The sequence below is a fragment of the Halorubrum marinum genome (assembly GCF_048381195.1).
In the GTDB taxonomy this organism is placed as follows: Archaea; Halobacteriota; Halobacteria; order Halobacteriales; family Haloferacaceae; genus Halorubrum.
In genome coordinates this window covers 295,435-316,456 of sequence record NZ_JBLWMM010000007.1, presented here as the reverse complement: position 1 = coordinate 316,456, position 21,022 = coordinate 295,435, and the positions used below count along the sequence as shown (strand labels likewise).

16 protein-coding genes are annotated in these 21,022 nt (G+C 65.8%); 10 read left to right on the top strand and 6 right to left on the bottom strand.

Features of this window, described 5'->3' with window-relative positions:
• The first annotated feature begins 38 nt into the window (after nucleotides 1-38).
• From ACNSN4_RS15140 to ACNSN4_RS15120, 5 genes are all read left to right on the top strand, one after another.
• Nucleotides 39-1,217, top strand: coding sequence for a sugar phosphate nucleotidyltransferase (locus ACNSN4_RS15140; protein WP_418286677.1), 1,179 nt, complete (start codon nucleotides 39-41; stop codon nucleotides 1,215-1,217).
• Nucleotides 1,217-3,028 carry a glutamine--fructose-6-phosphate transaminase (isomerizing) gene (glmS, locus tag ACNSN4_RS15135; protein WP_418286676.1) on the top strand — a complete coding sequence of 604 codons (1,812 nt, stop codon included), beginning with the start codon at nucleotides 1,217-1,219 and terminating at the stop codon, nucleotides 3,026-3,028. Before ACNSN4_RS15140 ends, glmS begins: the two co-directional genes overlap by 1 nt.
• A 70-nt stretch (nucleotides 3,029-3,098) precedes the next feature.
• Nucleotides 3,099-3,998, top strand: coding sequence for an NAD-dependent epimerase/dehydratase family protein (locus ACNSN4_RS15130; protein WP_418286675.1), 900 nt, complete (start codon nucleotides 3,099-3,101; stop codon nucleotides 3,996-3,998).
• A gap of 253 nt (nucleotides 3,999-4,251) precedes the next feature.
• Nucleotides 4,252-5,466, top strand: a complete 1,215-nt coding sequence (locus ACNSN4_RS15125; protein WP_418286674.1) for a glycosyltransferase family 4 protein — start codon at nucleotides 4,252-4,254, stop codon at nucleotides 5,464-5,466.
• Nucleotides 5,463-7,514, top strand: a complete 2,052-nt coding sequence (locus tag ACNSN4_RS15120; protein WP_418286673.1) for a heparinase II/III domain-containing protein — start codon at nucleotides 5,463-5,465, stop codon at nucleotides 7,512-7,514. The genes ACNSN4_RS15125 and ACNSN4_RS15120 overlap by 4 nt, the downstream gene beginning before the upstream one ends.
• Before the next feature lie 46 nt (nucleotides 7,515-7,560).
• On the opposite strand, the gene ACNSN4_RS15115 is transcribed toward ACNSN4_RS15120, so the two are convergent.
• On the bottom strand, nucleotides 7,561-8,742 hold the full coding sequence (locus ACNSN4_RS15115; RefSeq protein WP_418286672.1) for a glycosyltransferase family 4 protein: 1,182 nt from the start codon (nucleotides 8,740-8,742) through the stop codon (nucleotides 7,561-7,563).
• On the bottom strand, nucleotides 8,739-9,920 hold the full coding sequence (locus ACNSN4_RS15110) for a glycosyltransferase (RefSeq protein ID WP_418286671.1): 1,182 nt from the start codon (nucleotides 9,918-9,920) through the stop codon (nucleotides 8,739-8,741). Before ACNSN4_RS15110 ends, ACNSN4_RS15115 begins: the two co-directional genes overlap by 4 nt.
• A gap of 296 nt (nucleotides 9,921-10,216) precedes the next feature.
• On the opposite strand from ACNSN4_RS15110, the gene ACNSN4_RS15105 reads away from it, so the two are divergent.
• Nucleotides 10,217-10,798, top strand: a complete 582-nt coding sequence (locus ACNSN4_RS15105) for an arsenate reductase/protein-tyrosine-phosphatase family protein (RefSeq protein WP_418286670.1) — start codon at nucleotides 10,217-10,219, stop codon at nucleotides 10,796-10,798.
• Nucleotides 10,795-11,985 carry a carboxylate--amine ligase gene (locus tag ACNSN4_RS15100; protein ID WP_418286669.1) on the top strand — a complete coding sequence of 397 codons (1,191 nt, stop codon included), beginning with the start codon at nucleotides 10,795-10,797 and terminating at the stop codon, nucleotides 11,983-11,985. The genes ACNSN4_RS15105 and ACNSN4_RS15100 overlap by 4 nt, the downstream gene beginning before the upstream one ends.
• 54 nt (nucleotides 11,986-12,039) lie before the next feature.
• On the opposite strand, the gene ACNSN4_RS15095 is transcribed toward ACNSN4_RS15100, so the two are convergent.
• The 4 genes from ACNSN4_RS15095 to ACNSN4_RS15080 form a co-directional block, all read right to left on the bottom strand.
• Complete coding sequence (locus ACNSN4_RS15095; RefSeq protein WP_418286668.1) at nucleotides 12,040-13,125, bottom strand: glucosamine inositolphosphorylceramide transferase family protein; 1,086 nt, start codon at nucleotides 13,123-13,125, stop codon at nucleotides 12,040-12,042.
• Nucleotides 13,122-13,844 carry a formyl transferase gene (locus ACNSN4_RS15090; RefSeq protein ID WP_418286667.1) on the bottom strand — a complete coding sequence of 241 codons (723 nt, stop codon included), beginning with the start codon at nucleotides 13,842-13,844 and terminating at the stop codon, nucleotides 13,122-13,124. Before ACNSN4_RS15090 ends, ACNSN4_RS15095 begins: the two co-directional genes overlap by 4 nt.
• A 303-nt stretch (nucleotides 13,845-14,147) precedes the next feature.
• The gene (locus tag ACNSN4_RS15085) at nucleotides 14,148-16,850 is read right to left on the bottom strand and encodes a glycosyl hydrolase family 28-related protein (RefSeq protein ID WP_418286666.1); all 2,703 of its coding nucleotides are present in this window, start codon (nucleotides 16,848-16,850) and stop codon (nucleotides 14,148-14,150) included.
• Nucleotides 16,847-17,068 (bottom strand): hypothetical protein, encoded by a 222-nt coding sequence (locus ACNSN4_RS15080; protein ID WP_418286665.1) that lies wholly within the window; start codon nucleotides 17,066-17,068, stop codon nucleotides 16,847-16,849. Before ACNSN4_RS15080 ends, ACNSN4_RS15085 begins: the two co-directional genes overlap by 4 nt.
• A gap of 478 nt (nucleotides 17,069-17,546) precedes the next feature.
• Here ACNSN4_RS15080 and ACNSN4_RS15075 point away from each other — a divergent pair, with 478 nt between their 5' ends.
• From ACNSN4_RS15075 to ACNSN4_RS15065, 3 genes are all read left to right on the top strand, one after another.
• A complete protein-coding gene (locus ACNSN4_RS15075) occupies nucleotides 17,547-18,644 on the top strand; it encodes a glycosyltransferase family 4 protein (protein ID WP_418286664.1) in 1,098 nt (365 codons plus the stop codon).
• Nucleotides 18,645-18,821: 177 nt separating this feature from the next.
• Nucleotides 18,822-19,565, top strand: coding sequence for a hypothetical protein (locus ACNSN4_RS15070; protein WP_418286663.1), 744 nt, complete (start codon nucleotides 18,822-18,824; stop codon nucleotides 19,563-19,565).
• Nucleotides 19,566-19,681: 116 nt separating this feature from the next.
• Entirely contained in the window at nucleotides 19,682-21,016 is a 1,335-nt protein-coding gene (locus tag ACNSN4_RS15065; RefSeq protein WP_418286662.1) for a glycosyl hydrolase family 28-related protein, read from the top strand.
• Nucleotides 21,017-21,022 lie beyond the last annotated feature (6 nt).

The following is a 21,022-nucleotide window of genomic DNA, read 5'->3' as shown; positions in this document are numbered from 1 at the left end:
GATCGTCCGGGAGTGGCGAGTGACACCGGGGTCGAGAGATGAGCACGCTCGATCGGGCGGTCGTCCTCGCGGCCGGCGAGGGACGGCGCATCAGACCGCTCACCCGGTACCAGCCGAAGCCGATGCTCAGGATCGCCGGACGACCGATTCTAGAGTACCCGCTCGATGCGCTCGTCGAAAACGGGGTCAAACACGTCGTCCTCGTGGTCGGTCACGGACGGACTCGTATTCAGAACCACCTCGGGAACTCCTACCGCGGCGTCGATCTCACCTACGTCACCCAGTCGACGCAGCTGGGGAGCGGACACGCGCTGCAGACCGCGTCCGACCACGTGGACGACGAGTTCCTCGTGGTCAACGGCGACAACGTCATCGACGAGACGATGGTTCGCGTCACCGCCGATCGGTACACCGAGTCGGACGCCGCCGCGTGTCTCGCGGTCGCCGCGTCGGACCACGCTGAGGAGTACGGCACCGTCGGAGTCAAAGACGGGCTCGTCGATCGGATCGACGAGCACGGTGACGGCGTGACGGCGCGCATCAACGCCGGCGTGTACGCGTTCAACCGATCGATCTTCGACGCGCTCGAAGAGACGGATTTCGACGACGGGGAGCGTCCGCTGACGGGAGCGATCGATAAGCTGGACGGCCCCGTTCTCGCTGCGACGCCGAACGGCGTCTGGTTCGATCCCTCGTACCCGTGGGACCTGCTTCGGACGAACGAACGGGTCCTCTACGCGCACCCGGAGCTCGCTAACGCCACCGATCCGGTACGCGCGTCTGCCCGCGTGCACGAGTCCGCGGTGGTCGGCGACAACGTGCTGATCGGCCCGGATTGTCAGGTGTCGGCAGGCGCCGTGGTGAAGAGCGGTACCTGTCTCCTCTCCAGTACGATCGTCGGCGAGAACGCGGTTCTCGAGGGCTCGATTATCGGTCCCGATTCGCGTGTCGGCGCGAACGTGCTGCTTCGGGACACCATCGTCGGTGGCGGCGCGACGATCGGCGACGGTACCGTCTCACCCGGGCGGTCGGCGACGCTCGTGATCGACGGGACCGAATACGCGGATCGGCGACTCGGTGGTGTCGTCGCGGACCGGGCAACGGTCGGGGCGAACGTCACGATCACGCCAGGGTGCCGGGTCGGCCCGCACGGGACCGTCGCATCGGGCATCGCACTCCGTCGTGATGTCCCCGAGAACGCGGAGGTGGTGGCGTAATGTGCGGAATCACCGCGCGCGTTGGCACCGGAGCCGCGATCGGTGAACTCCTCAGCGGGCTCAGAAACCTGGAGTACCGCGGGTACGACTCCGCGGGGGTCGCGACCGTCACTCCCGACGGTATCAACGTGGTGAAACACCAGGGCGAGATCGACGTCCTCTGTGACGCCATCGACCAGTCGTCCGTCCGCGGAACGACCGGCATCGGCCACACCAGATGGTCCACGCACGGACCGCCGACCGACGCGAACGCTCACCCCCACACCGACTGTCTCGGGCAGGTCGCAGTGGTGCACAACGGGATCATCGACAACTACGCCGAGCTGAAAGACGAACTGTCCGCACACGAGTTCACGAGCGACACGGACACAGAAGTCATCCCGCACCTGCTCGAGGAGTTCCTCTCGGCTGGCTACGGTCCGGAGGAGGCGTTCCGTCGCACCGTGGATCAGCTCTCGGGGAGCTACGCCATCGCCGCGGTCTTCGAGGGAACCGACACCGTGTTCGGAACCCGAAGCGGCTCGCCGCTCGTACTCGGGCGTGCATCCGACGCCTACTATCTCGCGAGCGACGTGCCGGCGTTCCTCGAGTACACCGACGAAGTCGCCTACCTCCACGACGGCGACGTTGTCGCGATGCACCCGGACGGGTACACGATAACCGACACGGACGGCAACTCGGTAGATCGGCCGTTCGAGACCATCGATTGGGACCCGAACGACGCCGGAAAGGGCGGGTTCGACCACTACATGTTAAAAGAGATTTACGAACAGCCCGCCGCGCTGCGACAGGCCATTCGGGGCCGGGCGGATCCGCTGGAGGGTCGCGTCGAGTTCGAGGAACTCCCCGAAGACGCGTTTGCCGGAATCGATACGGTCCATCTCGTGGCGATGGGAACCTCATACCACGCGGCGCTCTACGCGACGACCCTGCTCTCGGATCGAGGGATCCCCGCGCATGCGTTCCTTTCCGGTGAGTACGGTTCGAACCCGCCGCCGGTGGACGACAGCACCCTCGTTATCGCGGTCACCCAAAGCGGGGAGACCGCAGACACCCTCTCGGCGATACGAAGCATCCAGGGAACCGGCGCACACACGCTCGCGCTGACCAACGTCGTCGGGTCGACGATCACGCGCGAGTGCGAAAACACGGTGTACATCCGGGCCGGCCCGGAAATCGGCGTCGCTGCGACGAAGTCGTTCTCCTCACAGGTGGCGACCCTGATCCTCCTCAGCGAGCGGCTGAGTTACGACACCAACGGCGGGACGCCCCGCGAGTCGAGTGACCTGCTCAGTTCGCTCGCCGCGCTCCCCGACGACGTACAGCGGATCCTCGACGAGCCGACCGCGGAGTCCGTCGCGGCCACGTACCACGACGCCGACTCGTACTTCTTCATCGGCCGGGGCATCGCACACCCGGTCGCGCTGGAAGGCGCGTTGAAGTTCAAGGAGATCACTTACGACCACGCGGAGGGGTTCTCCGCGGCCGAACTCAAGCACGGGCCGCTCGCCCTCGTCACCGCTAACACCCCTGTGTTCGCCGTCTTCACCGGACGCGACGACACCAAGACGCTCCACAACGTCAAGGAGGTTCGTGCCCGGGACGCGCCAATCATCGCCGTGACCGCCGACCGCGACACGAAGGTCGACGACTACGCGGACCACGTGCTTCGGATCCCGGACACCCACCACGACGTCGCCGGTATCCTCGCGAACGTGCAGCTTCAGTTGGTGTCGTACATGGCTGCCGACATGCTCTCGCGACCGATCGACAAGCCGCGAAACCTCGCGAAAAGCGTCACCGTCGAGTGAGGGAACCACGGGTGAACCCCCCTCCAGGCACCGCCTACTAAACACCGATACCCGCGAAGCGGTCTTCATAATGCAAGGTCAGCGCGTGTTGATCACGGGAGGTTCGGGCTTCATCGGCGGGGCGCTCGCCGATGCGCTCCGCACCGAGGCAACGGTCCGCGTCCTCGACGTTACCCCCGGAGGCGACGCCCCGGACGACGTACGCGTTATCGAGGGCGATATCCGCGACGAGCAGACTCTCGACGAGGCGATGGCCGGCGTCGACACCGTGTTTCACCAGGCGGCGATCGTCAGCGTCGAGGCGTCCGTCGACGATCCCGTTCGGAGCCACTCGGTCAACGTCGCGGGCACGCTCCGGGTGCTCGAAGCGGCGCGGCGTCACGACGCGCGGGCGGTGCTCGCTTCCAGCGCGGCCGTGTACGGCGACCCGGAACGCGTCCCTATCTCCGAGACGGATCCGCTCGAACCGACGTCGCCGTACGGCCTCGAAAAGCTCGCGCTCGACCGGTACGCCCGTCTATACCACGACTTATACGGCGTCGAAACCGTCGCGCTCCGCTACTTCAACGTCTACGGTCCCGGCCAGACGGGCGGCGACTACGCCGGCGTCATCGACGCGTTCCTCGAACGAGCGCGAAGCGACGACCCGATCCGCGTTCACGGAGACGGCGAACAGACGCGCGACTTCGTCCACGTCGACGACGTGGTCGAAGCGAACCGACTGGCGGCCGAAACCGACAACGTCGGCGCTGCATACAACGTCGGAACGGGCGAATCGGTCACGATAGAGCGCCTCGCCGAGCAGGTTCGCGACGCGGCCGACAGCTCGTCTCCGATCGTTCACACCGACCCGCGGGAGGGAGACATTCGACACAGCTGCGCCGATATCACGCGAGCCCGCGAGCGATTGGATTTCGCCCCGTCGATCGATCTCGCCTCGGGACTCGAGACGCTCGTTCGAGAGCGCTGAGGCCCGATCGGCCCGATGCGAACCGTCGGACTGCATCGTTCGAACGGTTCGAGCCGTCGGAACGCGCCATGCGTCCGGTCGTGATTCAGCACTTAACACGTCCGTAACAAAGCCCTTTCCACGGGTATCGACCGATAATGAACGGAGTCGATCGCACTACCGGAGCGCGGAGACACGAATCGCACTTGTCTGTTGGGGCGTCCGCCTGCGGCTCCCGCGTCAGCGTCTCGACCGACCGTCCTGTCGGGATCTGATGGCCGAGAACACACCCCGTGCCGTCGTCGTCTCACAACACTACCCTCCGGACCGATCGGGCAACGCGTCCCGGATCCGCGACACGTGCCGCCACCTGTCCGAAGAGGGATGGGACATCACCGTCCTCGCTCCGCCGCCGTCGTTCCCGCACGGACGGTTCCAGCGATCTTGGCAGCGAGAGACGACGAGCGTCGCCGACGGCGTCACCGTCCACCGCCTCTGGGCGTGGCAGCCGACTGCCGACGATCCGAGCTTCCTCAGCCGTCTGGCGTACTACGTGTTGTTTCCCCTCCACGCGCTGCTCTGGCTCGTCTTCAACTACCGAGGGTACGACGCGGTGGTGACCTCGTCGCCGCCGATATTCACGGGCCTTCCCGGACTCGTCGTCGGCGGGATCGGCGGGAAGCCGTGGATCGTCGACGTCCGCGACCTCTGGATCGACGCCGCCGTCGGACTCGGCTTCGTCTCTCCGGGCGGACTGATCGAGCGGGCGAGCCGACGGTTCGAACAGCTCGTGCTTCGACTGGCCGACCGAGTCACCGTCACCACGACCGTCCTCGGCGATCGGCTCACCGAGCTGTACGGGGTCCCCAACGAGCGGATCCGACACCTCCCGAACGGCGTCGACACCGACGAGTACCGACCGGAAGGCGACCCGACCGAGCAAACGATCGTCTATACGGGAAACGTCGGCCACGCCCAGGACCTCGAGTCGTGCGTCCGAGCGATGGAATCGGTTACCGCCGCCAACGCGACCCTTCGGATCGTCGGTGACGGCGATCTCCGGGCCGAGTTAGAGCGGATCGTTGCAGAGCGTGACCTCGGCGACCGGGTCGAGTTCGTCGGGCTGCTCCCCCGCGACGAGATTCCGGGCGTGCTCAACGACGCGACGATCGGGGTGGCGCCGTTAAAACAGCAGCCGACGCTCGCGTACGCGGTCCCGACGAAGGCGTACGAGTACATGTCGTGTGAGCTTCCGGTCATCGCCACCGGCTCCGGGGAGATCCGGACGTTGATCGAAGCGTCCGGCGGCGGCGTCGTCGTCGAGAACGATCCCGAGCAGCTCGCCTCCGCGTTCGACGAGCTACTCGCGGACGTCGACCGGCGAGAGACGCTCGGAGCGAAGGGCCGCGAGCACGTGATCGAGCGGTACGATCGCCGGACCGTCGCTCGTCGTCTCGACGGGATCCTCAGAGAGGTCGTCGGGCGATGAGCGAGGGGCAATCTGACCGATCGACGGACGAGTCGGTGGAGGGGTCGACGGACGAGTCGGTGGAGGGGTCGACGGACGAGTCGGTGGAGGGGTCGACGGACGAGTCGGTGGAGGGGTCGACGGACGAGTCGGTGGAGGGGTCGACCGAACGGTCGGTAGACGCGGCGGACGCCACGCCGAATCAGTCGATTCGTTGGTCGACGGACGGCTCGGCGCGGTGGGCTTCACCTTCGGGATCCGCGCCTCCCGACGGCGACGGCGGAGGGGACGGCGGCTCGCTTCTCACCCGACCGACAGACTGGCCGCTCGCGTACCACACGGTGCGTAACATGACGGGCGTACAACTCGCCGGTATCGCCGAGCGACGGCTTCGTCACGCGGTAGTGCCACGGCTCCCGATCGATTTCGACGCTCGATACGCGCAGCGAGTTCCCGCGGCCCTCCGCGTCACCACCGAGCCGATACGCGAGAACCTCTCACGGCTTCGGGCGTCGCTCTCGGACGCGGAGCGCGACCGGTTCCGAACGGCGGCCGCGGAGGCGGCGGCAGGGAGATACGCCTTCCTCGACCGGCCGATCGACCTCGGCGTTCCGATCGACTGGGACGACGAACGGATCGACCGCGAACCGCTGTTCTGGCGGCTCAAGCTCGAGGGGTTCGAGTCGTTCGAGTGGCTGGCACTCGGGTGGGAGTCCCCGACAGCTGACGAGGCGGCGGCGATCCGGCCGCCCCTCCTCGAACAGGGACTCGCGTGGAACGAAGCGCGGTCGATCGGCGAGCACTCGTACCTCCGCCGCTCGTGGATACCGCACTCGGTGTCGCTGCGCGTGCTCCACTGGAGCCGGTACGTCGCGTGGTGTGCCGGCGAGGGCGTCGCTGTTCCCGACCGACTCCTCGCGATGATCTACAAGAACGCGCTGTTCCTCGACAACCACGTCGAACGCGAGGTCGGCGGAAATCACCTGATCGAGAACGCGGTCGCCCTCGTGGTCGCCGGCGTCCTGTTCCGCGAGCACGACACCGGATGGGTGCGGACCGGCGCCGAGATTCTCAAAGACGCGGCACGGACGCAGTTCCTTCGCGACGGCGGTCACTTCGAACGCAGTCCGATGTATCACGTGACCGTTCTCAGACGCTACATCACGGCGATTGACCTCCTGTCGTCCGCGGGCCGACCGACGGTCGCCCTCGATGCCGTCGTGGGGCACGCCCTCGGCTTTTTGCGCTCTCTCGTCGCCCCGTCGGGGCGGATCCCGCTGTTGAACGATTCGGTGCATGAGGAGTCGATCGAAGCCGCTTCGTGTCTCTCGTACGCCCGAGCGTGTTCGCTGTCGCCGACCGCCCGTTCACTCGCACACCCCGACGGATCAGGGTACCGACTCCTCCCGTCCGCGTCCGGGACCCTGTTAGTCGACGTCGGCGATGTCGGTCCTCCCCACCTGCCTGCACACTCACATAACGATCAGCTGTCGGTGCTGCTGTGGATCGACGGCGGACCGGTCCTGACGGACACCGGTGTCTACGACTACGGCTCGAATCCCAGACGAAACTACGCGCGGAGCGTCGCCGCCCACAACACGGTACAGTACGGAAAAATCGAACCGATTCCAATCGGCAGGAGCTATCTGATGGGAAAGCGGAGCTCCGTGGACGTGATCGAGGAAACGGCGGGCTTCCTCGAAGCGCGACACGCCCGCAGTCGGGTCGTCGGAGCCTCGTACGAGCATCGACGAACCGTCTCGGTCGACCGCGACGAGTGGCTCATCACCGACCGCGTGACCGGTGATCCGGACGAGACGTACACGGCCCGGTACCACGTTCACCCCGATATCGACGTTCGGGAACGAGAGGGCGACCGGTTCGTCGTCAGCCGGGCCGAGACTGACTTGGCGACGCTGTCCGCCTCCGGTGCGAGCGACGCGTCGGTCGACCGGTCTCCCTACTTCGAGGCGTACGGTCGAGAGCGAATGCGACCGGTGATCTCCCTTCGTGCGGACGTCGGTTCGGCGCTCCGAACGCGGATCACGACGATCGATAGCGGGACGTAGCTGGCGGCGGTCGGTGACGAGACGTAGCTGGCGGCATCGACTCGCCTCACCGACGTTCGCCGCGTTGTTTCGCGATAATCGATACCAGTGCCTCTTCGAGGCGTCGGCCGACTGCCGCCGGAGAGTTCTCTCGATGAAGCCGATCTCGACCGCGCTCACCGTATTGCCTCCGCAGCGCCGGATCCGCGATCAGCGCCTCGAGCTCACGTCGGAGCGCGTCGGCGTCCGACGGGTCGACGAGGGCACCCGACTCGCCGTGAGCCACCTGTTCTCGCATTCCGAACGCGTCGTTCGCGACGACCGGTAGCCCCGCTCCCTGCGCTTCGAGCACCACGCGCGGATAGCCGTCGAGAAAGGAGACGTACACGAAGACGTCCGCGAGCTCGTACAGCGCTCCGATATCGTCGACGAATCCGAGCGTATGGATCCGCGACCGAACCCCGGGATCGAGGTCGCGCTCCTCCAGCGACCGGACGAGCGCGTCGGCGTACTCTCCGCCGCCGGCGACGACGTACGCGAGGCCCGGATCGCGTTCCAACAACGGACACACCGCGTCGAGGACGGTGTCGACGCCGCGGAGTTTGGCCCGGTACGTCAGGTTCGTGACCGTCAGCAACACCGTTTCCGCTTCGATGCCGTGTTTCCGGGCGGGACCGGCGTCTCGGTTGCCGTCCGCGCCGGCGGCGGACGCCCCTCCGTCTGCGGTCGCCTCAAGTGCCGGATCCGGGACCGGAACCGTTCGGATCCGGTCCGCGGGACACGACGTTCGCTCCGCGACGATCTCGCCGAGCGCGTCGGAGACGACTACGAAGCCGATAGCGCGCGCGAAGACGAACTCGTCGATCGACAGCGCGAGTCGGTAGTACGCGGCGCGGCGGTACCGACCGGCGGCCCTCGCGTCCCGGATCGCGTTCTCGAACCGCAGCCACGTGTCCCCGACCAGTCGAGCGACGACCGGGACACGGTACGCCATGGATAACAGGGTCACTAGGACGCCCATCACCTCGAAGCAGTCGAGCAACACGGCGTCCGGGTCCCGTCTCCGCAGCGCGGATCGAGTCCGCCGAACGGTTTCGACACACCGATCGACGAACGAACCGTCCGCCGCGACGCAAACGACCTCGGCGTCGAGGTCGCTCTCCCGAAGCGGACCGACCACCTCTGTCGGGCGGTGCGACGTGAACGCGACTACCGTCGTCCGCCCCTCGTCGTTCTGTCGCCGAGTCATTCGAGGGCCTCTCGGTGGAGTTTGCGAACCCGTTTCGCGTGCTCGTCCCACGTCCAGCCCCGTTCGAGGAGGCGCTGTTTCCCCCGGACACCCATCTCGCGGAGGCGCGTCGGATCGCCGAGAAGCGATCTGAGACCGGCCTCGAGCCCGTCGGGGTCCCTCGGGCCGACCAGCACTCCCGTCTCCCCGTCGACGACCTGTTCCGGGACTCCTCCGACTGACGACGCCAGCACCGCGGTTTCCGAGGCCATCGCCTCATAGATGACCGTCGGGCGGCCCTCCGTGTGACTCGGGAGCCACAGGAGGTCCGCGATGGCGAACCAGCGCCGGAGCGCGAGCGGCGGGAGCCCGTCGAACACCAGTCTCGGGGACCGTCCGGCGGTCGCAAGCGTATCGCGCAACTCGTCGCTCAACCCGCCGCCGTGCCCGACGAACACGAACGTGACGTCGGGATCGTCGATCCGCGGAAGCACCTCCAAGATCTCTCGAACGCCTTTCGCCTCGGTGAACTGACCGACGAACAGCACGACGGTCGCGTCCTCGTCGATGTCTAACTCCCGACGTATCTGCTCGCGCCTCCCCACGGGGAACCGGTCGGGGTCCGCCCCGAGCGGGACGGTAGAAACGGTGTCTGAATCCGTCAACTCCCGCGCTCGATCAGCGAGGGCGTTGCTCACACACAGCACGCCGGTCGCTTCGTCGAGCGTCTCGCGGACGTTCCGTCGGACCGCCCTCGGGAGCGTTTCGTAGGTGTTGAGGATCGTTCCGTGGGCGACGACGAAGAGCGGAAGCTCGTGTTCGCGGACGTACGGGAGCATTCCGTAGCCGTCGAGATAGACGTGACACGCGTGGACGACGTCGGGGACGTCGAGTTCGCGATCCAGGTACGGCGGGACCCGGCGAGAGAACGACTCGCCGGCCAGCCCGTAGAAGAATCGCTTGGGCAGGAGGTAGAGGAACCGCGGATGGTGGACGGTGTACGCTCCCCAGGCCTCGGTCTGCGGAAGCGACGCGTACGCCGAGTAGGGACCGATCGGCGGCGCGAACGGACGCGGGGAGACGACGTCGACGTCGACGCCCGACTCGGCCACGGCACGGAGTATTCGGCGGTTGAACAGCCCGTAGTACCGATTAAGCGTGTCCGGATGGTTCACTGCGCTCGCAAGTACGGAGTACATTCGGTGGCGTGGCCGATACCTCGGGAAACTGGGGTAAAATTATGCGCTCGCTACCCTCTTCTCGGCGTCTCGGCGGACCCTCGAAACGCGATCGCCTCCACGTCCGACTCGCCCGCCTCCACGTCCGACTCGCCCGCCTCCACGTCCGACTCGCCCACCTCCACGTCCGACTCGCTCGCCCCCGCGTTCCGCTCGCTCCCCCCGTCATGAAATCGGTAGCATCACGATAACAAAGCCTCCAGGGCCGGTTTACACAGATATTCGCCGCGGCAGGCTCCCTGTCGCACGCTCCGACTATGATACGCCCTTACCTCTCGTACGCGCGGAATCGGGCCGGGATAGAAACCCAGCGACTGCGGCTTTCCCTCCAGCCGTCGCCGACCGCACTGAACGATTCGCCACCGAGCGCTGCCCTCGAACCGGACGCCAACATCCTCTGTTTGTGTTACGGGAACATCTGCCGAAGCCCCCTCGCAGAGCGGTATCTCCGCAACGGGCTGGCCGAGCGCGGGATCGACGGAATATCGGTCGATTCGGCCGGTCTCCGAACCACTGCCGGACGGAAAAGCCCGTCCGAAGCCGTACAGGTGGCGGACGAGTGGCGCGTCGACCTGTCCGACCACCGCTCGAAGCCGGTGACGGCCGACCTGATCGAAGCGAGCGACGTGGTGTTCGTCATGGATCTGCTCAACTACCACCACCTCCGGCAGGGGTTCGGCGATCAGGGAGAGAAAACACGGTTTCTCGGCGTCTTCGGGAACGACGGCTACGAGATCACCGACCCGTACGGGGAGGGTATCGATCGATATCGATCGCTTTACGGGCAGGTGATCCGGGGTGCCGACGGGTTCTTGGACGCGCTGGAGCGCGAGCGATGACCGGGGACCGCGGAGCCGCCGTCGTGCCCGGAATCACCACGCACAGCAGCACCGTCGCGGTCCGGTCGCTGGCGCGATCGGGAGTGTCGCCCATCGTCGCGTCCGACGGCGCGCCGTCGCCGTCGCTTCACTCGAAGTACCGCTCGGAGACGGTCGAGGTACCCGCTCCCGAGGAGTCGATCACCGCCTACGCGGACGCGCTGCTCGATCTCGCACGGAGAGACGACGTGCGGACGATCCTTCCGCTGCGCGAGGCGGACGCGTACGCGCTCGCGCTTCGGCGTCGAGAGATGGTCGATCACCTGAATCCGGTGTGGCCGGGGATGGACACGCTCCGCACCGCACAGGACCGGCGGACGCTGCTCTCGATCGCCGAAGATCTCGACGTTCCGGTTCCGGACACGCGGCTCTTGACCGAGTGGCGAGATGACGACAATCCGCTGGTCGTGAAGCCGCGCTACTCGATCGTGGTCGACGAGGAGACGTCGGTCGCACAGGAACCGGACGTCCGCGTGCTCGCGGCGTCCGAACGCCCGTCGGTGCGGTCGATCATCGACGAGATGGGCCACATTCCGGTCGTCCAGGAGTACGTTCCGGACGACGGCGAGTTCGGCTTCTTCGCACTCATGGACCGCGGCGAGCCGGTGGCGACGTTCCAACACCGCCGCGTGCGGAGCTTCAGCTACACCGGCGGCGCGAGCGTCTATCGAGAGGCGGTCGATCTACCGACGCTCACCGAACACGGCCTCGCGCTGCTGTCGGCGCTGGACTGGCACGGTCCGGCGATGGTGGAGTTCCGCCGCGATGCACGGGACGGCTCGTTCAGACTCATGGAGATCAACCCCCGGTTCTGGGGGTCGCTGGCGCTCCCGGTCCACGCCGGGGTCGACTTCCCGCGCCACTACTTCGATCTCGCGGTCGGAACGCGGCCCGACCCCAAAGACGTCGAGTACGACGTGGGCGTCGGTTCGCACCTGCTCACCGGCGAGTTGGCGTACCTGTACAACGTGATCCGCGGCGACGGCTACGGGGATCCGCCACCCCTCGGGCGCGAACTCCTGTCGATCCTCGGGTCAGTGTATCGGAATCCGCACTTCGACCTGTTCTCCGTCGACGACCCGATGCCGTTTCTCGCGAACGCGGGCGGTATGGCCGCACAGCTCCGCGGGCGGCTCGCGGACGAATAGTTCCTCACCGAACCCACCGACAGCGCTCGTCTCCGAACGTGGCGACGGGAACCGTCACCGCACTCCGTCGGCGGCGTAGGCCCCGAGCGACCAGTGACGACCGGTAAACACCGCCGCATGGCTGATGTTGCCGTCGACCGCACAGAACCACCGTCCGTCGACGTACCACGGATCGAGGTGATGCATCCGCCCGGCGTTCCAGCCGACGTGTGACCCGGTGCCCTCTAACACCGGCGAGTCGGGATGTTCCCGGTCGGTGTACGCCGTCGAATCGAGTTCGGTCACGTCGTACGCGCGAACGCGGTGACCGTATTGACGCTCGCAGTCCTGGAAGAACAGCAGGACTCCGTCGTCGTGGACGACCGGTCGGCCACCGGGTCGAGACGCCGCCGGGCGACCGGTGACGACCGGATTCCGATCGTGGGGCGTCCACGAGTCCGCTTCGAGCGCGTCGCTGTGGTACAGGCGGAACCCCTCGACGTCGCTGTCCCCGACGAGCAGCCACCATCGGTCCCGATGACGGAACACGACGGTGTCGTCCGTTCGGTGGTCAGCCGAAACCGGCGTGGCACACGGAGCCCACTCGGCGGGGAACGGGTCCGATTTATATATTCTGACGGCCCTCCCGTCTTCCCCGCCCTCTTCGGGGATCATGTATCGGTCTCCCTCCCACTGGAACACGTAGGGAAACGAGAGGTGCTCGCCGGTGATCAAGACGGTCCGGTCGTACTCCCACGTGAGACCGTCACGGCTGGTCGCGTGGCCGATCGCCGCGTCGGGATCGCGGGCGTAGTTGCACACCTCGAAGAACAGATGCCACCGATCGGTCCCCGGGATCATGAAGGGGTCGGCGACGAAATCAACGGCACCGAAATCGGTCACGTCCTCGGCGGTTACGACCGGATTGACGGCGCCTCGGGCCGGCTTCGGATCGAGGGGGAGCCCTCCGAGACCCGCCGCGGTCGGCCCGAGGTTCGCCGCGGTCGTGGCCGCCCGAGGGTCGAACCCCGCGCCGGGCGGAGCCGATCCGCGCTCGCGCTCGACGAGCGACGGCAGGGTGTGGTTGAGGTGCCGCCCTACGGTCCGGGCTGCGGGCAGCACAAACGGAACTCGTCGCAGCGCCGTTACCCAGTCGGTCATCGGAACCGTGTACGACCGTACGCCAGCAGTTCGCGAGCGTCGGGCGGGTGGTACATCGGTCCGAGATCCTCGATGACCGTCGGCTCGTTCGCTTCGTCACGGACCCGTTCGACCGCCTCGGCCAGCTGCTCGACGGATCCGGTGTACAGTTCTCGACGAATATCCCCCCACGTCTCACAGCCACTGAGGTCGACGTCTCGGTACGACTGGACGATGCCGGCGTCGAGCTCGTCGGTCAGCGTCTGGACGATCGTCCCGGCCGTGTCCGCGCCGTGCATGTACTCCCAGAAGCCCGCGGGTCCGCCCCGGTACTCGCGGGGATCGCCGTGATGGTAGCTGAGGACGCCGTCCTCTCCGGTGCCACCGGGGAACGCGCCGCACGGCAACTGCACGGTCTCGAGCCAGTCCGCCATTACCGAAGCACGCTCGTGCGCCGTTTTTCCGAGGTCGCTTCCGGACCCGACGCCGTCGGCGTACGCGTACAGGCTCGGAATGATGTACCCCGTCGTCTCCGGGTACGGCGGCTCCCAGCCCAACAGGAGGTTGTACGTCGCCGCGGATCCCCGCCCGTCGACGGTGTCGTTGCTCCGGAGGAGCCAACGGACGGCCGCAGTGAGATGCGGCTCGTCTCCGTCGGTCTCCACCGCGAGCGGAGCGTGCGTGCGCGCGGCGTCGGCTATCGCGCGGATCCGTTCCGGCACGCTCGAACCGGCGGTCACGAGCGACGCCTCCGCGCGTGACGCGTTTTCCGGCCCACGTCTCGGCCGAGAGGACGTACCCATTTCATGGGTGTACGATGGCCGACGATCGACGTTACTAATCGCTGATTAATAACCGCCCAGTCTCCGAGAGCGATCACTGGTCGGTCGCTGTCAGGCGGCCGGGATCCCCCGCGTGACTCGCCGACTGCGACGGCATCGGCGCTGTCTGCCGCGTATCGTCTGCGGACGGAGCCCCGGGCCGCGCATGAGTGTTAACGACCGATAAAAAAAGATCGGCGCAGAGTCGTTTTGCGAGTCGGATCAGACCTCGAGGGCCGCGTCGTCGGTCTCGTTCGACGTGTCGTTCACCCACAGGCGCACGCGGTCGACGTCGCCGCGGACGCGGACGGTGTGGGTGTGACTGGCTTCGTCTCCGTGTACGTTCGTGCTCTCGGCGGCGACGGTGTTCCCCTGGTATTCGAGGGTCGTCACGACCGTGTTGAGGTCACGCTCCTCGTCGCTCACAGCCCACTCGACGGCGAACCGTGACCAGGTGTCGTCGCTGCGATCGGTGACGTCGAACGCGTCGATGGACGGGGCGCTCGATGCGTCCGGTGCACCGAGCGTCGCGAAAGGTCGAGTGGTCCCGAAGACGGTGTCCCCTCCGTCAGCGACGGCGCGGAATTCGTAGTCCGTCTCGGGATCGAGGCCGGACACCCGACGCTCGAAGCGGCTGGGCGTATCAAGCGTACGCTCTCCGACGACAGTCCAGGCGTCGTCGCCGGTGGCCCGCCACTCGAACCGCACGGGTATCGTCTCATTCCCGCGGAGGTCAGTCAGCTCTCCGCGCAGTGTCGCTTCCTCGTCCGTCACGTCACCGGCGTCGAGCGTTCGGACCACGGGACCGTTGTCGACGACGACATCGATCACGGCGCCGGCGGTCTCGCCGTCCGTATCCGTCACGCGGGCCTCGAACGACCGTTCGCCGTCCGCGATCGCAGTCGTGTCGATGCCGCCCGAGAACGCCCCGGACCCGTCGTAGTCGGCGACGGTCCACGCGCCGCCGTCGGCGCGGTACTCCACGGTCGCGGTGCTCGCGTCGACATCCTCGACATCGAATGCGACGCCGACGTCGCCGTCGACGGTCGCGCCGTCAGCGGGCGCGGTCCACGCGATTTCGGGACCGGCGGGCTCGGTAGTGATCTGTGCGGTGTCACCGCCGACGGCGACACTGAGTACGTCGGTCTCGACGGCGTCGGCGTCGAACGAGCCGAGGCCGACCCACCCTTCGTCGTAGTCGGTGTCTGTGGTCTCGACGTCCCAGCTGGACGGCTCCGGCTCGGTAGCCGGCCAGACCTTGACTTTCAGCTCGTCGCCCTCCGCGCGGAACCGACGGTAGACGAACGCGTTCTCGACCGGTGTGCCGAACCGCTCCATCGTCGTCAGGCCTCCGTCGGACCGGTACTTGGCCAGCCGGAACCCGTCGGCTTCGGCCTCAAGTTCGGTCCAGTAGCCGACCTCGACGCCGTTTTCGGTCGACGATCGCAGGTGCGTTCGGGCGTGGTACCCGAGGGTCTCGTCGTCGTTGAACGCGGGCACGCGGAACCGGTCGAGAACCTCGACGTCCGAGGGCGCTCCGACCGCGTCCCACGAGATCGCCCGCCGACCGATATCGCCCGCGCCGTGCTCGAACTGGAGCGCGTGGCCGCCGGTGAACTCGCTACCGGCGACGACTCCCCAGTCGTCCGCGGTCGAGTCCCAATGAGGCGTCCACTCCTCGAACGCCGACGCCGTCTCGTCGTCCTCCGTTTCGTTCGCATCTTCCTCTTCCCCTTCTTCCCCGTCGCTGTCGCTGCCTCCGGCAGTCCACGCTCCGACGTCGCCGGCGGTCGGAACGACATCGAGGTCCGTTTTGACGCTGCTGCCCTCGTCCGAGATCGAGAGGTTACCGTTGTTGGTGATACCTCCAGACCCGCCGTTACCGGACTCTTGGAGGCTGGCAAGCGTGCCGCGATCCGAGCTATCCCACCTCATGAGCTCCGAGGACGCGTCGGTGTCGACGATGTGTAACGCGCTCTCGGAGCCGGAGCTGAGAGACGCGCCGTCCGTGGCGTAGATGTTTCGGCGCCTGTTCGAACCGCAGGAACGCAAGATGAAGTCGCCCTCGAAGGTGTAGTTGTTGCCGCTGCTCAGTCGAACGTAGCCGCCGAGACCGTCACAGACGATGTCTTCGAAGGTGACGTTTGCGCCGCTCCCACCGGTGTTCTGATAGATTAGCTCTCCGTCGTCGTTCTGCATACGGACCCGACGGTAGGCGAACTCGATCGCGTTGACCGACGTCTTGGTCATCCCGTTCGAGTTGTTCCCTTCGAGAACGCAGTCCGTCATGACGCCTTTGCCGCCGCTGAAGTCCCACTCGTAGTAGCCCGCGCGGTCGAGCCCGTTGTTGTAGAAGTGGGAGTTCGTGATTCGCATCGGCGGGTCGTGCTGTCCCGAGCGGTTCGTGGCGACGCCGCCGCCGTGGCCGCCGTTGCTGTGGCTCGTGGTCCGGTTGAGCGTCACGCCGCCGTACTGTACACTCCAGCCGTTGTCGGGACAGTTGCGAAGTTCCACGTCCTCGACGCGGATGTCGCCGGTGTCACTCGCACTCGTGTCTCGGAATCGGAACGCGGTCCCCTCGTCTTGGTACCGCCGGTTCCCGTCGAAGACGAGGTCGCGTACCTCGCAGTCGAATCCCTCCGGGTCGGTGATCCGAACGATCCCCCAGTCGCCGTCCGAATCGTCTGCGACCTTGATAACGGTGTTCTTGCCGTCGCCTCTCACCGTCAGCGGATTGGCGTTGTCACCGCTGATCGTAATGATTGGCTGAGCGCGGCCCTTCGAAACCGCGTAGTGCTCGTCCGGCTCGGGGAGGTAGACCGTGTCACCGTCGCTCGCGTCGTCGATCGCGGACTGGATCGCGTCCGTATCGTCGGCGCGGCCGTCGCCGCGTGCGCCGTAGTCGCGGACGTTTAACACGCTCATAACTCCGCCTCGCTGAAGTCGGTCCAGTACGACGCGGCTTCCTCCCCCGTCGATGAGGCGGTGATCGATCCGCTGCCCGTGACGAGGGCTGCAGTCGCTGCGGCGCCGACCGTGACGTACTTCCGGCGGGTAAGGCTCGTGCCTTTGTCACCGTTATTGGTTCCCGTGTCGCTGTTGGACGAACTGTCGTCGTCCGTGTGTGCCAGCTTGCGTGCCATCGCAGCTGTTAATATTTAGTTAACAGTGATAAGGACACCGGTATTTAATGTTCATCTGTGAGATAATGTACCGTATTATAACCAATATACACAGAATGTCTGCATTCGATAACAGTCTCTAGTCACACACTATTATCGGCTCGTTATTCTGAGAATATCTCGTTCGACGCGTTCGATCGAGCCCCGTGGCGAGGGTCGAGTCGGGAGGTCCGCGACGATCAGTCCGAGGATACCACCGAGATACCGTGAACGCGACTGCGCACGCGATGAGTCGGTGAACGGGCACTGCGTGGGATCACAGCGGGGGTCTCGGACGCGTCCGCCTCAGTAATTCGAGCATACTTAACCGGATAGCACCGCCACGCTCACCAGTGCCAACCGAACACCGTAGGGGAGTCGACGATACCGCCGCGCGAGTCGCCCGTCGGATGCGACCGGAAGCACAGCGGACGAGAACCGTCCGTCGGCGGGTGAGCGGATGAGCGACAGCTCGGACATCACGGCAGTCGTGATGAGCGCGGAGCGGTATCCGGAGAACCCGTACATGCAACTGCTCACGTCGGCGCTCGCGGAACAGGGGGTCACTGTCGAGGCGCCGGATATACCGGTGTTTCTCCCGCTCATACGGACCGCGTTCCGGTACCCCGAGGCGGACCTGCTCCACCTCGACTGGCTGTACGAGTACTACGTCACGAGCGAGGCCGGGTACCAACCGGTTGATGCGGCGCTCACCGTCCTGCGAACTCTCACGTTCTTGCTGGACCTCCTCCTGGTCGCACTGCATCCGATCGGCGTGGTGTGGACGGTCCACAACAAACGACATCACGAGGGGAAGTACCCGCGGCTCGAGCGCGCGGTGAACGAACTGCTGTTTCTGACGGCCGACGCCGTGACCGTCAAGTGCAGCGCGGCGGGCGACGACCTCGCCTCGCTGTATCGCGTTCCGTCACCGGACCGATTCGATGTCGTCCCGGACGGGAGCTACGTCTCCGCGTACGAGAACGACATCGGTACTGACGAGGCGAGAGACGAGCTCGCTATCCCCGAGGACACCTTCGTCTACCTGTTCTTCGGACTGGTGAGAGAGTACAAGGGCCTCCCGGAGCTCATCGATGCGTTCGGCCGGCTCGACGCGGACGACGCTGAGCTCTGGATCGTCGGAAATCCCCATAACGAACGGTTACGCGCGCGGCTGAAGGCGCAAGCTGATGCAACGGGGAACGTGGAGACGGTGTTCGCCTTCGTCCCGGAAGATCGGGTCCAGTACTACATGAACGCCTGTGACGTGTTCGTTCTGCCGTACCGAGACATACTCAACTCGGGATCGGCGTACCTCGGACTGTCGTACGGCAAACCGATCGTCGCCCCGGCGATCGGCTGTCTTCCGGCGACACTGCCGACGTCGAACCCGTTCGTTTACGACCCGAACGCCTCCGATGCGCTCAAAACCGCTCTTCAAGAGGCGTACGACCACCCCGATCTCGCGTCGATCGGGCGCTCGAACCTCGAACACGCACGCAGACAGGATTGGGAATCTGCGGCGGCGGCGCTCGTCGACGTGTACCGCGACGTGTGAGGGTTACGACTTGGATAAACGTGTGGGGGTTACGACTTGCATAACTATGCCTCGGCGGGAAGGGCGTCTGTACAATGACCCGGGAGTACCGCGGTTCGACGGTCGAACACTCGGAACCGATCGGCGGTCCGAGCGCTCCTCACACCGGCGGAAAGCGGTCGGTGTACGACTGAGACGATGCCTGCATGGAAGAAGCCGTTCGTCGCGTCGAAATCTATCGGTGAGGTCCTGTTGGCGAAGGGGCGCCACTACAAGTACCGGCTGAGGTGGGGGAGTAACGCCCCTCGTCCGTACCAGGTCGTCTGGGTCGACCCCGCTCGGATCGACCGCTGCACGCTACCGTCACTGATGGGACAGCTGGACCTCTCTCCGTATGGGTCCCACGTCGTTGGCGGCGATTGGGATCGGCGCGAGCGGCACGACGAGGTCTGGTACACGCGAGCGTTCGATCCGCCGGTGATCGCCTCGTTCACGGACCACGAACTGTATCGGTCGATGCGCGCGCATTTCCTCGACGGTGTCCCGTGGGAGGATACGGAGTGGTATCGCTGGATTCGGTCGAATCAGCACACGGTGGGGCAGTACGCCACCACGGAGATGATGGACGATCGCCTCACGGCGGTCGATGAACTGTACGAACGCATTCGAACGGAAGGGTACAAGACGCAACGCGAGCTCGCGACCGAACGCGACGTGCCGCTTTCAGGGAGTACGTTCCCGTGCCCGGAACACTACGAGATCGATATCAACGTCGGACGCGACGGAGAGCTGTTTTTCAACTTTAACGGTCGCCACCGTCTCGCGATCGCGAAGATACTCGACGTACCCGAGATCCCTGTCCGCGTCTTCGCGAGACATACATCGTTCCAGTCTGAGAATGTACCGGCCATCGGGCAGAGCAGCGACTTCGACCGACCGTAGCGTGTCTCCGCCGAAAACCATGACAGCGAGGGGGTCGTCCATCGCGGAGCGACGCCGCCACGCCTGACCGACAAACCGGCCACTAACTAAGCCCAACGACCGCGAGGAGATAATCAATGCTTACGCGACGGGAACTCCTCGGTGCGACCACGATTTCGATCGGGGGTCTCGCAGGGTGTTCCAGCCTGATCGACGACGACGACGATTCCTCCGCAGCAGACGACGAAGCTCCCTCCGACAGTACGACAGTGATCGACGTTACCGACTTCGGGGTCCAAGCCGACGGCGTCCACGACGACACCGAGGCGCTCCGAGAGGCGCTGGCAGCTGCGGATCAGGGAGACACCGTCGCGTTACCCGAGGGAACGATGCTCGTCGCCGCCGATGACCGAACGCACCACGAGGCGACAGCTATCACGGTAGCGGGAGGAACCCACCCGGACGACCTCACCATTCGGGGTGCAGGCGAAGAGAGCGTGCTCCTGATGGACGGCGGCCACGAAAGTAACCACGCACCGCTCAACGTGCGGATCGGGCCGGGGATAACGGGGCTCCTGTTCGAGAATTTCACGGTAGACGGGAACCGCTCTGAGCAAACTCAACCGGACGGTGAGGGAGGGTGGAACGTTTCCATTCACGGAGCCGACGACGACACCGTGGACGCAGACATCACGCTCCGTGACATCTGGTCACGGGATGCGAATCAGACGGGGTTCCGCGTGACGTACGGCGGCTGCGTCCTCGATCGATGTACTGCCCTGAACAGCGGGCTCCACGGCTTCGGGATCGACGCGTGGGGCGACAACAGGCGGATGGATCCGCCCATAGAGGTGAAACGATCGTACGCCGCCGAGAACGGGCTGTACGGAATCGACTGCTCCGGCGGACGGATCCTCGTTGAGCAGTTCGTCTCCGAGCACAATCAGCAAGGAACGAAGACGACGGAGGAGGTGGTCGAGACCGTCTACCGACGATGCCGGTTCAAGGACAACGAGCTTCTGGGCTACAACCGGCCGACGTCACCGACTGAGACTGGACAGCGCGCCCAGGTCGAGTTCGACGACGTCATCTCAGAGGGAAACGGTGGTCGAGCGTTTCGATTCGGGTTCGACACGGACTATCAGGTTGGAACGATCATCGCCCGCGGGAACAATAGCACCGGTGAAACGTCAGCACACATCGCCGTGCGGGATAACGCGTCGCTGGACGCGGAGTTCGTCCTCTCGTACGAGGGATTCAACAGTGTGGGGCTCCGGTACGGGAGCTCGCAACCGTCGACGATACACACGTACATCTCCTATGGGAACCCGCTCGGGGCGCTCACGCTCGATACGGACGGCCTCGACATCGCGAACTACTTCAACGGTGACGATCCCGAGCAGTTCGAAGACGTCGTCGACCGACTCGCTGTCTCGGTCCCTGACACGGGCGATGTCGGCGCGGGGACCTGATAACAG

Coding starts and splice junctions, on each gene's coding strand:
- glmS (WP_418286676.1), top strand. CDS start 1,217: ATGTGCGGAATCACCGCGCGCGTTGGCACCGGAGCCGCGATCGGTGAA.
- ACNSN4_RS15140 (WP_418286677.1), top strand. CDS start 39: ATGAGCACGCTCGATCGGGCGGTCGTCCTCGCGGCCGGCGAGGGACGG.
- ACNSN4_RS15085 (WP_418286666.1), bottom strand. CDS start 16,850: ATGAGCGTGTTAAACGTCCGCGACTACGGCGCACGCGGCGACGGCCGC.
- ACNSN4_RS15070 (WP_418286663.1), top strand. CDS start 18,822: ATGCCTGCATGGAAGAAGCCGTTCGTCGCGTCGAAATCTATCGGTGAG.
- ACNSN4_RS15115 (WP_418286672.1), bottom strand. CDS start 8,742: ATGACTCGGCGACAGAACGACGAGGGGCGGACGACGGTAGTCGCGTTC.
- ACNSN4_RS15105 (WP_418286670.1), top strand. CDS start 10,217: ATGATACGCCCTTACCTCTCGTACGCGCGGAATCGGGCCGGGATAGAA.
- ACNSN4_RS15065 (WP_418286662.1), top strand. CDS start 19,682: ATGCTTACGCGACGGGAACTCCTCGGTGCGACCACGATTTCGATCGGG.
- ACNSN4_RS15100 (WP_418286669.1), top strand. CDS start 10,795: ATGACCGGGGACCGCGGAGCCGCCGTCGTGCCCGGAATCACCACGCAC.
- ACNSN4_RS15095 (WP_418286668.1), bottom strand. CDS start 13,125: ATGACCGACTGGGTAACGGCGCTGCGACGAGTTCCGTTTGTGCTGCCC.
- ACNSN4_RS15075 (WP_418286664.1), top strand. CDS start 17,547: ATGAGCGACAGCTCGGACATCACGGCAGTCGTGATGAGCGCGGAGCGG.
- ACNSN4_RS15125 (WP_418286674.1), top strand. CDS start 4,252: ATGGCCGAGAACACACCCCGTGCCGTCGTCGTCTCACAACACTACCCT.
- ACNSN4_RS15120 (WP_418286673.1), top strand. CDS start 5,463: ATGAGCGAGGGGCAATCTGACCGATCGACGGACGAGTCGGTGGAGGGG.
- ACNSN4_RS15130 (WP_418286675.1), top strand. CDS start 3,099: ATGCAAGGTCAGCGCGTGTTGATCACGGGAGGTTCGGGCTTCATCGGC.
- ACNSN4_RS15110 (WP_418286671.1), bottom strand. CDS start 9,920: ATGTACTCCGTACTTGCGAGCGCAGTGAACCATCCGGACACGCTTAAT.
- ACNSN4_RS15080 (WP_418286665.1), bottom strand. CDS start 17,068: ATGGCACGCAAGCTGGCACACACGGACGACGACAGTTCGTCCAACAGC.